The following is a 13209-nucleotide window of genomic DNA, read 5'->3' as shown; positions in this document are numbered from 1 at the left end:
GCTATGTTTGAAAGGGCAGTAGCAAAAGATGGAAGTCCTTACTTCAACTTAAAATCGTCTAACGGACAAGTTATTGGAAATAGCGAAATGTATTCTAATGATGGAGCTATGGAAAACGGAATTGCTTCTGTTAAGAAAAACGCGCCTGATGCTTCTGTAGAAGAGGTATAGTATTTATCAAAATAAATATATAAAAAAAGCTTCTCAAATGAGAAGCTTTTTTTGCGGTCTGGACGGGACTCGAACCCGCGACCCCCTGCGTGACAGGCAGGTATTCTAACCAGCTGAACTACCAAACCGTTGCATAAATGCGGTTGCAAATATAAGTTAGTTCCTTGTATTGGCAAAACAAAAAATTAAAATTTTACATCATTTTTTTTCTGCTCACCAAATAAGTAGTTAATATTTGATGAAAGCCTAGATTGATATCTACAGGAACATAATCTATTTTATATTGTAAGCATTTGTTTTTTAATTCTTTAAAATATTCGGTAACTAAATTTGTGTATTCTTTTTGAATATTTTGAGCATATAAATTAATTTCTTCGCCAGTCTCAATATCTATGAATTTTTTAGGCGAATCATCAAAATTAAAGTCAAATTCAGTCTTTCCATCGTATGTATGAAACAAAACGACTTCATGTTTATTGTGCTTTAGATGACGAAGTGACTCTAAAAGTTCCTCCTTTTCTTTGGTGGTTTGGAACATATCCGTAAACAAAAAAATTAAAGATCTTCTATGGATCTTTTCTGCAATTTCATGTAAATATTGATACGTCTTTGTTCCTTTTGTTGTTTCAGAAGTTAATAATTGATCAAGTTGATGTAAAATCATCTTTCTGTGGCGTTCACTTCCTTTTTCCGGGGCGTAATACTCATAGGTGTCAGAATAAATACTTAATCCAACAGCGTCTCTCTGGCGTTTTAAAATCTCCATTAAAGAAGCAGCGGCTATTGCAGAAAAACCAATTTTGTTTAAAGAATCGATAGATTGATTTTTTACAACTGGATAATGCATCGAAGCAGAATTATCAATAATAATATGACAACGTAAATTAGTTTCCTCTTCGTATTTTTTAGTGTAGAGTTTTTCGGTCTTGGCAAAAAGCTTCCAATCAATATGACGCGTACTTTCTCCTTTGTTATATAATTTGTGTTCAGAAAATTCAACAGAAAATCCATGAAACGGACTTTTATGTTTACCCGTTATAAAACCCTCAACAACTTGTTTAGCTAACAAGTCTAAGTTTTTAATTTCTGAAGATTTTGTTTCTGAAAGATTCATATGTACCGAAAATAAAAAAAGGTTTGACCTTAGCCAAACCTTTTTAGATATCTTTTATAAAAATGCTTTTTATAAAGCTGCGTCTATTTTACCAGTGTAGACGTTTTTAGGCGCAACACCAACTTGCTTATCTACAACTTCTCCGTTTTTAAAGATTAACACAGTAGGTATATTTCTTACACCGTATTTAGCTGCAAATTCTTGGTTTGCATCAACATCTACTTTACCAACAATAGCTTTACCATCATATTCAGTATGAATTTCATCAACAATAGGTCCAACCATTCTACACGGTCCACACCAAGCTGCCCAAAAATCTACTAAAACTGGTTTGTCTGATTTTAATACTACTTCATCAAACGTTGCATCTGTTATTTCTAATGCCATTATATTTTATTTTAATTGTTATTCTTAATTTGTTCCTACAAAAGTAAACAAATATTTTACCAAAGCAATTTTTATAAAATTACTTTTTCTTATCTGTCTATCAATCCTTTCTATCCTTACAAATTTAGAATATAGCAGAAGCTATTTGCTGTATATTGCTAGATTTCCCCATAGAGTAGTAGTGTAAAACAGGCACACCTGCAGCTAACAATTCTTTAGATTGTTCAATTGCAAATTCAATACCCACTTGCCTTACTGCTTTATTGTCTTTACATGAATCTATAGCCTGAATTAAATTTTCTGGAATATCAATCTTAAAAACTTGAGGTAATAATTGTAAATGCCTTTTTACTGCTAAAGGTTTAATTCCCGGAATAATAGGCACATTAATCCCAATATTTTTTGCAGCTTCTACAAACTCGAAATACTTTTTATTGTCGAAAAACATCTGAGTTACTACATAATCTGCTCCAGCATCAACCTTTTCTTTTAAACGCATTAAATCAGTATTTAAAGACGGAGCCTCCATGTGTTTTTCAGGATATCCAGCAACCCCAATACAAAAGTCAGATTTATCATCAACAGTTACGCCATCATGTAAATAATTCCCGCAATTTAAATCTTGAATTTGAGCAACTAACTCAGTAGCAAAAGAATGTCCGCCTTTGGTCGCTTTAAAATATTGCTCACCTTTCATGGCATCACCACGTAAAGCCATCACGTTATTAATACCCAAATAATGACAATCTACCAGTAAATATTCGGTTTCTTCCTTTGTGAAACCACCACATAATACATGCGGAACAGTATCTACATTATATTTATGTTTTATAGCAGCGCAAATTCCCAAAGTTCCAGGACGCATTCTAGTAATTTTTCTATCAAACAGCCCTTCTTTCTCAATATATATAAACTCTTCTCTAGAAGTTGTTACATCAATAAAAGGAGGCTTAAATTCCATTAACGGATCTATATTGCTATATAATTCCTGAATGCTTTTCCCTTTTTTTGGCGGTATTATTTCAAACGAAAATAATGTTTTACCATTTGCTTTTTTTATGTGATCTGTTACTTTCATATTTATTTTTCTTGGGCGTTACCTCAAGGGTCGCGCTTTACACTATATCTTTTTTTCGTTCCTCAAAAAAGGATGCCGTTTCAATCGCTAACGCAAGCTTACTCTTCCGCTAAATTAGGATGTAACCATTTGTTCGCTTTTTCTAAAGTGATTCCTTTTCTATCTGCAAAATCAATTACTTGATCTTGAGTAATTTTTCCTAAACCAAAATATTTAGATTCTTCATTTGCAAAATAAAAACCAGATACTGCAGCTCCAGGCCACATGGCTAAACTTTCCGTTAAGGTTACACCAATTTTGTTTTCTACATTCAATAATTCCCAAATCGTTTCTTTTTCTAAATGATCTGGACATGCAGGGTAACCTGGTGCTGGTCTAATTCCTTTATAGGTTTCCTTTATAAAATCTTCGTTACTTAAATTTTCGTCACTTGCATAACCCCAATGTTGGGTTCTAACACGATGATGTAAATATTCTGCAAAAGCTTCAGCAAATCGATCTGCTAATGCTTGTGTCATAATAGCATTATAATCGTCTAGATTTTCTTTATACGATTTTGCTAATTCATCAGCTCCAAAAATAGCGGTACAAAATGCACCAACATAATCTTTTTTATTACTTTCTTTTGGGGCAACAAAATCGGCTAATCCGAAACTAGGTATACCATCACGTTTTTTTAATTGCTGACGTAGTGTTCTAAACACTGCAATTTCTTTTTCGTTTTTTTGAACCGAGATATCATCGTCATTTATGGTGTTTGCTTCAAATAATCCAAAAATCCCTTTAGGCTTAAAAGATTGATTTGCAACAATTTTATTCAACATGTCCTGAGCATCATTAAATAAACTCCTTGCTTGTTCACCTACAACCTTATCTTCTAAAATAGATGGATATTTACCATGTAAGTCCCAACTTCTAAAAAACGGACTCCAATCAATATATGGGATTAATTCTTTTAAACTTAGTTGTTCTAAAGTTTGAACGCCTAATTCGTTAGGTTTTGTAATATTGGTTGTTTCCCAATCTATTTTAAATTTTCGCTTACGTGCTTCTTCTATAGAAATATATGATTTTGTTTTTCCGCGTTTTAAAAACTTTTCACGGAACAAATCATAGTCTTTTTTCATATTAGTCACATATTCTTGCGACGTTTTCTTGTTTAATAAATCACCTACAACAGTTACCGCTCTTGATGCATCATTTACATGAACTACCGCATTTTTATATTGGGTATCTATTTTAACAGCTGTATGAGCTTTAGAGGTTGTTGCACCACCAATTAATAACGGAATGGTAAAGTTTTGACGCTCCATTTCTTTTGCTAAGTACACCATTTCGTCTAATGATGGAGTAATCAAACCACTTAAACCTATAACATCTACATTTTGTTCTTTTGCAGTTGCAATAATTTTTTCTGGTGGTACCATTACACCTAAATCAACTATTTCATAGTTGTTACAGGCTAGTACTACGCTTACAATATTTTTACCAATATCATGTACATCACCTTTTACGGTTGCCATTAATATTTTTCCAACAGGTTCTTGTTTTTCTGTTTTTTCGGCTTCAATAAATGGATTTAAATAAGCAACTGCTTTTTTCATTACACGTGCTGATTTTACCACTTGCGGTAAAAACATTTTACCAGCGCCGAATAAATCACCTACCACATTCATACCAATCATTAAATGACCTTCAATAACATCTATAGGTTTTTCAGATTCTTGTCTTGCCGTTTCTACATCTTCGACTATAAAAGCATCAATACCTTTTACTAAAGCATGAGTAATACGATCTTGTGTTGGATTTTCTCGCCAAGATAAATCCAATCCTTTTTCAACTTTTGATCCTTTTACAGTTTCTGCAAAGTCTAATAAACGTTCGGTAGCATCATCTCTTCGGTTTAAAATAACATCTTCAACATGTTCTAATAAATCTTTTGGAATATCGTCATACACTTCTAAAAGCGCTGGATTCACAATCCCCATATTCATGCCAGCTTGAATTGCGTGGTATAAAAACACTGAGTGCATTGCTTCACGTACACCATTATTTCCTCTAAAAGAAAAAGACACATTACTCACACCTCCACTAACACTAGCATTTGGTAAGTTTTGACGCACCCAACGGGTTGCTTCAATAAAATCGATGGCATTTTTTTTATGTTCATCCATTCCTGTAGCTACAGGAAAAATGTTTAAATCGAAAATAATATCTTCGGAAGGAAAACCTACTTTATCAACTAAAATATCATAAGAACGTTTTGAAATTTCAATTCTACGTTCGTAATTATCCGCTTGTCCAACTTCATCAAAAGCCATTACAATTACAGCTGCACCATAACGTTTAATTTGAGTAGCTTCCCAAATGAATTTTTCTTCTCCTTCTTTTAATGAAATTGAATTTACAACACATTTTCCTTGTACTACTTGTAATCCAGCTTCAATGATTTCCCACTTGGAGCTGTCAATCATTATAGGTACTCTACAAATATCAGGTTCGGCAGCAATTAAATTCAAAAAACGAACCATGGCCTCTTTTCCATCAATAAGACCATCGTCCATATTAATGTCAATAATTTGCGCACCACCATCCACTTGATGACGTGCTACATCTAACGCTTCATCAAATTTTTCTTCTTTTACTAAACGAAGAAATTTACGTGATCCTGCTACATTTGTTCGTTCTCCGACGTTTATGAAATTACTGTTTTCGTTTAGAACCAAAGGTTCTAAACCAGATAGTTTCATGTATTTTGTTTGATTAATCTTCATTATTTATAATGCTCTACAGTTGGAAAGGGTTCATAAAAATGATGTAACAACTTTTTCCATTCTTTATATTCTTCTGATTTTCTAAATCCAATTTCATGATCTTCTAGCGTTTCCCAATTCACCAATAAAATATATTTATTTTCTTCTTCAATACATTTTTTTAATTCATGAGAAATGTAGCCTTTCATAGAAGAAATGATAGATTTTGCCTTTTGAAAATTAGCTTCAAAATCGTTAGATAATCCTTCTTTTATGTTTAATATGGCTACTTCTAAAATCATACTTTTACCTATTATGAAGCCGAAACTAATTCAGCATGACGTGGTTTGTATTTTGCTGCGATATCAGCTATTACTTTAATATGCGCTGGACTTGTACCACAACAACCACCTATAATATTAATTAAATTTTTTTTTAGATATTCTTCAATTTGTTCCCCCATTTCTTCTGGTGTTTCATCATATTCTCCAAAAGCGTTTGGCAATCCAGCATTTGGATGTGCAGAAACTGCAAAATCTGTTTTATTGGCTATAGCTTCTAGGTGAGGCTGCAATAAATTTGCACCTAAAGCACAATTGAATCCTACCGATAATAAAGGAATATGGGAGACAGATATTAAAAAAGCTTCGGCTGTTTGTCCTGATAATGTTCTGCCTGAAGCATCTGTAATTGTTCCGCTTAGCATTATTGGGACTTCAATATTTCGTTCTGATTTTACTTCTTCTACAGCAAATAATGCTGCTTTAGCGTTTAACGTATCAAACACTGTTTCTATTAAAAGTAAATCGGCACCGCCATCAAGCAATGCTTCTGTTTGCTGTTTATATGCTATGCGTAATTCATCAAATGTTACAGCTCTGTATCCAGGGTCATTTACATCTGGAGACATGCTTGCTGTTCGGTTTGTTGGCCCTATTGATCCTGCAACAAATCGAGGTTTATGAGGTTCTTTAGCGGTAAATTCATCAGCAACTTCTTTTGCTATTTTTGCAGATTGATAATTCAATTCATACACCAAATCTTCCATTTGGTAATCGGCCATTGCTATTGTAGTTCCTGAAAATGTATTGGTTTCTACAATATCTGCACCTGCTTCAAAATACTTTCCGTGAATTGTTTTTATGGCTTCCGGCTGCGTAATTGACAACAAATCATTGTTCCCTTGTAGTGGCGTTGCGTAATCTTTAAAACGTTCGCCACGAAAATCTTCTTCTGTAAATTTATAGGCTTGAAGCATGGTCCCCATTGCACCATCTAAAACTAAAATTCTTTTTTGTAATTCTTTATAAATATCTGACATTCCTGATGTTTAGCGTAATGTGTTATCAGGAAAAGATTTTTTTCCGTTATCTGTCTAAATACAATTTAAGTACTAGTAGAATATAGCACCTTCTTTAAAATAAAGGGTTGCTAAGGTTTCATTGGATCTATTTCCTCCACCTTTCATGATAACCTCATTAAGTCAATGAACAAGCAAATATTCGCTTATAAAAATTTAATATCCAAATTTTTTGATTATTTTTTTACATAAGTTTATTAAATGATGAATATAATATATAACTTTGCAGCATATTTGAGGAAAAATTTGAACTGATTGCAACCTCTTAAAGCTAAAAAAGCTTTAAATAAAAATGCTAAAGCAGTATATTTTACTTCTTTTAGCAAACTTGCAATCAAACAATCCTTAATAAAACTATAAAATTTAATTTATGTCATATTTATTTACCTCAGAAAGTGTTTCTGAAGGACATCCAGACAAAGTTTCAGATCAGATTTCGGATGCTTTAATTGATAATTTCTTAGCATTTGACGCTACAAGTAAAGTTGCTTGTGAAACCTTAGTAACCACTGGTCAAGTTGTTTTGGCAGGAGAAGTGAAGTCTAAAACCTATTTAGATGTTCAAAAAATTGCAAGAGATGTAATCAATAAAATTGGTTATACTAAAAGTGAGTATATGTTTGATGGAAATTCTTGTGGTGTATTTTCTGCAATCCATGAACAATCACCAGATATTAATCAAGGAGTTGTTAGAGCAAATCCAGAAGACCAAGGAGCAGGAGATCAAGGAATGATGTTTGGTTATGCAACAGATGAAACGGATAATTATATGCCATTAGCATTAGAATTATCACATAGATTATTAATTGAGTTAGCTGAATTACGTAGAGAAAATAAAGATATTAAATATTTACGACCAGATGCAAAATCTCAAGTAACTATTGAGTATTCTGATGATAATGTTCCGCAAAGAATCGATGCAATTGTAATTTCTACTCAGCATGATGATTTTGATGGAAGTGAAGAAGTAATGCTTGCTAAAATTAAATCAGACATTGTTAGTATTTTAATTCCAAGGGTAGTTGCAAAATTACCTGCTAAAATTCAAGCATTATTTACAAAGGATATTACCTATCATATTAATCCAACTGGAGTTTTTGTAATCGGTGGACCTCATGGAGATACAGGTTTAACTGGAAGAAAAATTATTGTAGATACATACGGAGGGAAAGGAGCGCACGGAGGTGGAGCGTTTTCTGGTAAAGATCCTTCTAAAGTTGATAGATCTGGAGCTTATGCAACACGTCATATTGCTAAAAATTTAGTCGCAGCTGGTTTGTGTAAAGAAGTTTTAGTTCAAGTTTCTTACGCTATTGGTGTTGCAAAACCAACAAGTATTAATGTTGAAACTTACGGAACGGCAACAATCGATAAAACAGATGGAGAAATCAGTAAAATAGTAGAGACTATTTTTGATATGCGTCCATATTTTATTGAACAACGTTTAAAATTAAGAACACCAATTTATTCTGAAACTGCAGCATATGGTCATATGGGAAGAGCATCAGAAAAGAAAACGGTAACTTTTTCTAATCCAATGGGAGAAACTGTTTCTCAAGAAGTAGAAACGTTTACTTGGGAAAAATTAGATTATGTAGATAAAGTTAAAGAAGCTTTTAATTTATAATAAAACTTTATATTTTTTAAAAAAGACGAACTTTTAAGTTCGTCTTTTTTTGTTTAGATTCATGAATTCTTATTATGCTAGATTTTAAAGAAAATTGATTTTATAATTGCTTAAAAACAATTATAAAATTTTAGTACCTTTATCGTCCTTTTTATAACAACAAACAACTTATGCACGTAGCAATTGCAGGAAACATTGGCGCTGGAAAAACAACGTTAACTAAACTTTTAGCAAAACATTATAATTGGAAACCACATTTTGAATCTGTTGATGAAAATCCGTATTTAGACGATTTTTATTCAGAAATGGAACGTTGGTCTTTTAATCTTCAAGTTTTCTTTTTAAATAGTAGATTCAGACAAATTTTAGAACTAAAAGAAACTGGAAAAAATATAATTCAAGATAGAACTATCTATGAAGACGCTCATATTTTTGCACCGAATCTTCATGCAATGGGTTTAATGACTAATAGAGATTATAAAAATTATTCTTCTTTATTTGATTTGATGGAAAATCTAGTGACTCCACCAGATTTATTGATTTATTTACGAGCTGATATTTCTACATTAGTTGGTCAAATACATAAAAGAGGTAGAGAGTATGAAAATACGATTAGTATCGATTATTTAAGTAGATTAAACGAACGTTATGAGGCGTGGATATCTACCTATAAAAAAGGAAAGTTATTAGTAATTGATGTTGATAATTTAGATTTTGTTGAAAATCAAGAAGATTTAGGATATATAATTGATAGAATAGATGCACAAATTAATGGTTTATTTTAAAAATAAACCATTAATTAAAAAATAAAAGACCGCAATAAATGCGGTCTTTTTTTTGTGGTTATTACTCCACAAATATGATAGAAATATGTCCCCCAACTTAAACTATCATAGTTTTAATAGATTATAAATTTTATAATCCAAGTTTATATTCTCTCTTTCTTTAACTGTAATCATATGTTTGATATAAATTAAAGAGACAAAATTTAATACAAGTATTGTATAAAAAACACCACTATAATTTATAGTATTTGTAGAATTAAAATAAAGTGTTATAAATGCGATTGTTATAAAAATTATAACCAAAGAAATGATTCCTTTACGTAAGATTTCGATTAGCTTCTTATTCGCTTTAATTTTTTTTGTAAAAGTTTTAAATTTATTTTCTTTATCTATTGTACTCATTTTACTTCACTTTATTGTATGACACGTATTTTTATTAAAGTCACTTATTAATTGATAATCTCTACTTTATTGTCAACTACATCTTTTATGGGTAACACAACTTTTCCTTCTGTTGTTGTAACAATCATACAGATATTATCAATACTAATAATAACACCTTCAATTCCGTTTACTTTTATTTTCTGACCAATTTCAAGGTTTTTTCTAGAGTAGTAACCAAATAATAATCTTGTTACTGCATCCTTAGAACCTAAGCCAAAAGCGATTGTGAATGCTAATAAAACAGAACCAATAATAAGTGTTAAGTTTTGTTTTATTACAGATGTGTCAACACCTGCCTGGTCTAATGCTGTAATTGATAAAAAGATGACAATTAAATAAAAAGCAATATTTCCAACCAAGTTACCACCAGAAATTTCAAGTGATTTAAACATTGATAAGATTGCTTTTTTAACAATTGTTCCTAAATACGCACCTGCAACAAAAATCCCTAAGGCAGTTAATAATCTTGGTAGATAAGCAAAGAAACTTCTAATACCGTTAGAAACACTTTCTAAACCAAACATTTCTGCACCTACCATCACAAAAACAAAAATCAGGAACCATTTTAAAACTGCAAGAATTACTTTGGTTAATACTACATTAATCGTAGAATTTCCGAAGATTTCTGTTTTACTTAATTTTTTAGACCATTCATCTAATTTTGTTTTACTTAATGCTTTTTTAATGATGTAAAGTAGTACTTTAATGATTAACCAAGAAAGTATTACAAATCCAATAAAGCCAGCTGCTGTTGGTAAAGAAGCAACAATATCTTCAAAAACATCTTTAAAAGGACCTAGAATGTCAATTTTTAGGTTAAATAGCGAATTCATTTTTTATAGTTTTAGTTAGTAAATAGTTTTTAGTTTGTTTTTTTGGTTTTAGAAAATCCACCGCCTAATAAATCACCAATAGTGTTTGGGTATTTTACCACAAAAAGATCCGCCAAGTCTATGGTTAATTTTATCATAGCCACATCGTTTAATACTTTCTTTTTAAGTATTTCTGGGACTTCGTGGTTGTGAAGTATTTTTTTGAAGGGATTTTCCATACTTACAATTCTTGATACTTTCTTACTACTTTTTCTTTAGCTCTTTTTATACGCATTTTTACTGCGCTTGAACCTAATTCTAATGCATCTTGAATTTCTTGAATACTCATGTCATCTTGATATTTCATCAATAGAATCATTTTATCTTGAGCATCTATTAATTCTAATGCTTTAGCCAACTTATCTGATTTTAATTCAAATAATGTTGAGTCTTCAATTTCATCAAAGTTATCATCTTCTTTAATGTCATCTGTTACAATAGTTATTCTTTCTTTCTTTTTGTGCGAATTTCTTTGAACATAATTTACACAAAAATTATAGGTGAATGAATATAACCAAGTAGAAAATTTAGACTTGCCTTTAAAACTCCTTAATTTTACAAAAAGTTTAATAAACACATCATGTGTTAAGTCTTGAGCTTCTTCTTTGTTCTTAGAAAACCCATAACATTTATTATAAACTACTGAAGAATATCTATCGTACAAAACTGCAAACAAATGAGTATTATTTGTTTCTACTATTTTGTAAACAAGCTCTTCGTCGCTTAGTTTTATGTCGGTTTTAGTTTTCAAAGACGGTTAGATTTCTTCAAATCACTTATTGGTTAGACACAAAAAAAAGGAATTAGTCACAAGTAAATATTAAAAAAAGGCGAACTGTATTTTTAAATCGATGAATCGACGAATCAAAACTTTTAAGAAAAAATAAAAAATATGAAAATTTTTGTAACATTTTTATAAAGTCTTACGTATAAGTAGATGCAGGCCGAGTATTAATCATTAAAATTTCAGTTATAATTCGATGAGACAACTTAAAATTACAAAACAGGTTACTAATAGAGAAACCGCATCACTAGACAAATATTTACAAGAAATTGGTAAAGTAGATTTAATTACTGCTGATGAAGAAGTAGAATTAGCACAACGAATAAAAGCTGGCGATCAGATAGCTTTAGAAAAATTAACAAAAGCTAATTTACGTTTTGTAGTTTCTGTAGCAAAACAATATCAAAATCAAGGATTAACATTACCAGATTTAATTAATGAAGGTAATTTAGGATTAATTAAAGCAGCTAAGCGTTTTGATGAAACTAGAGGTTTTAAATTTATCTCTTATGCAGTTTGGTGGATTAGACAATCGATCTTACAAGCATTGGCAGAGCAATCTAGAATTGTACGTTTACCGTTAAATAAAATTGGTTCTATCAATAAAATTAACAAAATGTACGCTTTCTTAGAACAAGAAAACGAACGCCCGCCAAGTGCAGAAGAAATAGCTAAGAAATTAGATATGACTGTAAATGACGTAAAAGAATCTATGAAAAATTCTGGACGTCATGTATCTATGGATGCACCATTAATTGAAGGAGAAGATTCTAATTTATATGATGTATTAAATTCTGGTGAATCACCAAATCCAGATAGAGTTTTATTACACGAATCTTTACGTATAGAAATTAATAGAGCCTTAGAAACGCTTACTCCACGTGAAGCAGATGTAGTGAAATTATACTTTGGTTTAGGAGAACATCAACCAATGACCTTAGAAGAAATTGGAGAAACGTTTGATTTAACTCGTGAGCGTGTTAGACAAATTAAAGAAAAAGCAATTAGAAGATTAAAACATACGTCTAGAAGTAGAATTTTAATGACTTATCTAGGATAACTAGATTGTAAATAACATATGTAAAACTCTCGAAATTATTTCGAGAGTTTTCTTTTTTATATGATTATTTTTGTTGAATAAATCACAACAACAAACTAATGAGTAATTTAATTGCACCTTCAATTTTAGCAGCAGATTTTGGTAATCTACAACGTGATGTAGAAATGGTAAACAATTCTGATGCCGATTGGTTTCATATAGATATTATGGATGGCGTTTTTGTGCCAAATATTTCATTTGGAATGCCAGTTTTAAAAGCGATTACAAAACATGCTAAAAAAACGATTGATGTGCATTTAATGATTGTAGATCCAGATAGATATATTCAAACATTTGCAGATTTAGGATCAGATATTTTAACGGTTCATTATGAAGCGTGTACTCATTTACATAGAACGATTCAAGCAATAAAAGCTGCAGGAATGAAAGCAGGTGTTGCATTAAATCCTCATACGCCAATTGCTGTTTTAGAAGATGTCATAGCAGATTTGGATTTGGTATGTATTATGAGTGTTAATCCTGGTTTTGGAGGGCAATCATTTATAGAAAATACATATAAAAAAGTAAGTCAGTTAAAACAGTTGATTGAGTTTTCTAAATCAAGTTGTCAAATAGAAATTGACGGAGGTGTTACTGATAAAAATGCAAACTCATTAATTGAGGCTGGAGCTAATGTTTTGGTAGCAGGTAGTTATGTTTTTAAAAGTGATAATCCTACTGAAACAATTGCTGGTTTAAAAGCGATTGTAGGTTAAAAATAAAGTAATAAGACAA

General features: G+C 31.2%; 14 protein-coding genes, 1 tRNA gene and 1 riboswitch. Of the genes, 5 read left to right on the top strand and 10 right to left on the bottom strand.

The features are described 5' to 3' along the window. The first annotated feature begins 3 nt into the window (after positions 1 to 3). The gene (locus OD91_RS13715; protein WP_370511750.1) at positions 4 to 171 is read left to right on the top strand and encodes a YegP family protein; all 168 of its coding nucleotides are present in this window, start codon (positions 4 to 6) and stop codon (positions 169 to 171) included. A 54-nt stretch (positions 172 to 225) separates the two neighbouring features. Here the strand turns inward: OD91_RS13715 and OD91_RS06170 are convergent. From OD91_RS06170 to OD91_RS06140, 7 genes are all read right to left on the bottom strand, one after another. Then, positions 226 to 299, bottom strand: a tRNA-Asp gene (locus OD91_RS06170). A 65-nt stretch (positions 300 to 364) separates the two neighbouring features. Then, entirely contained in the window at positions 365 to 1285 is a 921-nt protein-coding gene (locus OD91_RS06165; protein WP_144895516.1) for a DUF58 domain-containing protein, read from the bottom strand. A gap of 69 nt (positions 1286 to 1354) precedes the next feature. After that, entirely contained in the window at positions 1355 to 1672 is a 318-nt protein-coding gene (gene trxA, locus OD91_RS06160) for a thioredoxin (protein ID WP_144895515.1), read from the bottom strand. Between the two features lie 124 nt (positions 1673 to 1796). Beyond that, entirely contained in the window at positions 1797 to 2750 is a 954-nt protein-coding gene (metF, locus tag OD91_RS06155; RefSeq protein ID WP_144895514.1) for a methylenetetrahydrofolate reductase [NAD(P)H], read from the bottom strand. Positions 2751 to 2848: 98 nt separating this feature from the next. Continuing rightward, the gene (gene metH / locus OD91_RS06150) at positions 2849 to 5524 is read right to left on the bottom strand and encodes a methionine synthase (RefSeq protein WP_144895513.1); all 2676 of its coding nucleotides are present in this window, start codon (positions 5522 to 5524) and stop codon (positions 2849 to 2851) included. Continuing rightward, positions 5524 to 5805 carry an antibiotic biosynthesis monooxygenase gene (locus tag OD91_RS06145; RefSeq protein WP_144895512.1) on the bottom strand — a complete coding sequence of 94 codons (282 nt, stop codon included), beginning with the start codon at positions 5803 to 5805 and terminating at the stop codon, positions 5524 to 5526. Before OD91_RS06145 ends, metH begins: the two co-directional genes overlap by 1 nt. Positions 5806 to 5816: 11 nt before the next feature. After that, positions 5817 to 6824 carry a homocysteine S-methyltransferase family protein gene (locus tag OD91_RS06140; protein WP_144895511.1) on the bottom strand — a complete coding sequence of 336 codons (1008 nt, stop codon included), beginning with the start codon at positions 6822 to 6824 and terminating at the stop codon, positions 5817 to 5819. A 43-nt stretch (positions 6825 to 6867) separates the two neighbouring features. After that, positions 6868 to 6979: riboswitch (SAM riboswitch) on the bottom strand. A gap of 254 nt (positions 6980 to 7233) precedes the next feature. Between OD91_RS06140 and metK the strand changes: the two genes are divergently transcribed. Beyond that, positions 7234 to 8490, top strand: coding sequence for a methionine adenosyltransferase (metK, locus tag OD91_RS06135; protein ID WP_144895510.1), 1257 nt, complete (start codon positions 7234 to 7236; stop codon positions 8488 to 8490). A 170-nt stretch (positions 8491 to 8660) separates the two neighbouring features. Then, the gene (locus OD91_RS06130; RefSeq protein ID WP_144895509.1) at positions 8661 to 9275 is read left to right on the top strand and encodes a deoxynucleoside kinase; all 615 of its coding nucleotides are present in this window, start codon (positions 8661 to 8663) and stop codon (positions 9273 to 9275) included. A gap of 449 nt (positions 9276 to 9724) precedes the next feature. On the opposite strand, the gene OD91_RS06125 is transcribed toward OD91_RS06130, so the two are convergent. Genes OD91_RS06125 through OD91_RS06115 form a run of 3 tightly spaced genes read right to left on the bottom strand, consistent with a single transcriptional unit; the run spans position 9725 to position 11342 of the window. Next, positions 9725 to 10552, bottom strand: coding sequence for a small-conductance mechanosensitive channel (locus OD91_RS06125; RefSeq protein ID WP_144895508.1), 828 nt, complete (start codon positions 10550 to 10552; stop codon positions 9725 to 9727). A 29-nt stretch (positions 10553 to 10581) separates the two neighbouring features. After that, positions 10582 to 10770 (bottom strand): hypothetical protein, encoded by a 189-nt coding sequence (locus OD91_RS06120; protein ID WP_144895507.1) that lies wholly within the window; start codon positions 10768 to 10770, stop codon positions 10582 to 10584. Between the two features lie 2 nt (positions 10771 to 10772). Then, positions 10773 to 11342, bottom strand: a complete 570-nt coding sequence (locus tag OD91_RS06115; RefSeq protein WP_144895506.1) for an RNA polymerase sigma factor — start codon at positions 11340 to 11342, stop codon at positions 10773 to 10775. A gap of 229 nt (positions 11343 to 11571) precedes the next feature. Here OD91_RS06115 and OD91_RS06110 point away from each other — a divergent pair, with 229 nt between their 5' ends. Further along, positions 11572 to 12435: an RNA polymerase sigma factor RpoD/SigA gene (locus OD91_RS06110; RefSeq protein WP_144895505.1), complete on the top strand. Its 864-nt coding sequence runs from the start codon at positions 11572 to 11574 to the stop codon at positions 12433 to 12435. Positions 12436 to 12533: 98 nt separating this feature from the next. Continuing rightward, the gene (gene rpe, locus OD91_RS06105; protein ID WP_144895504.1) at positions 12534 to 13190 is read left to right on the top strand and encodes a ribulose-phosphate 3-epimerase; all 657 of its coding nucleotides are present in this window, start codon (positions 12534 to 12536) and stop codon (positions 13188 to 13190) included. Positions 13191 to 13209: the final 19 nt, after the last annotated feature.

This window comes from Lutibacter sp. Hel_I_33_5 (genome assembly GCF_007827455.1).
In the GTDB taxonomy this organism is placed as follows: domain Bacteria; phylum Bacteroidota; class Bacteroidia; order Flavobacteriales; family Flavobacteriaceae; genus Polaribacter.
The sequence above is the reverse complement of the archived record's forward strand: the minus strand, read 5'-3'. Positions and strand labels throughout refer to the sequence as shown.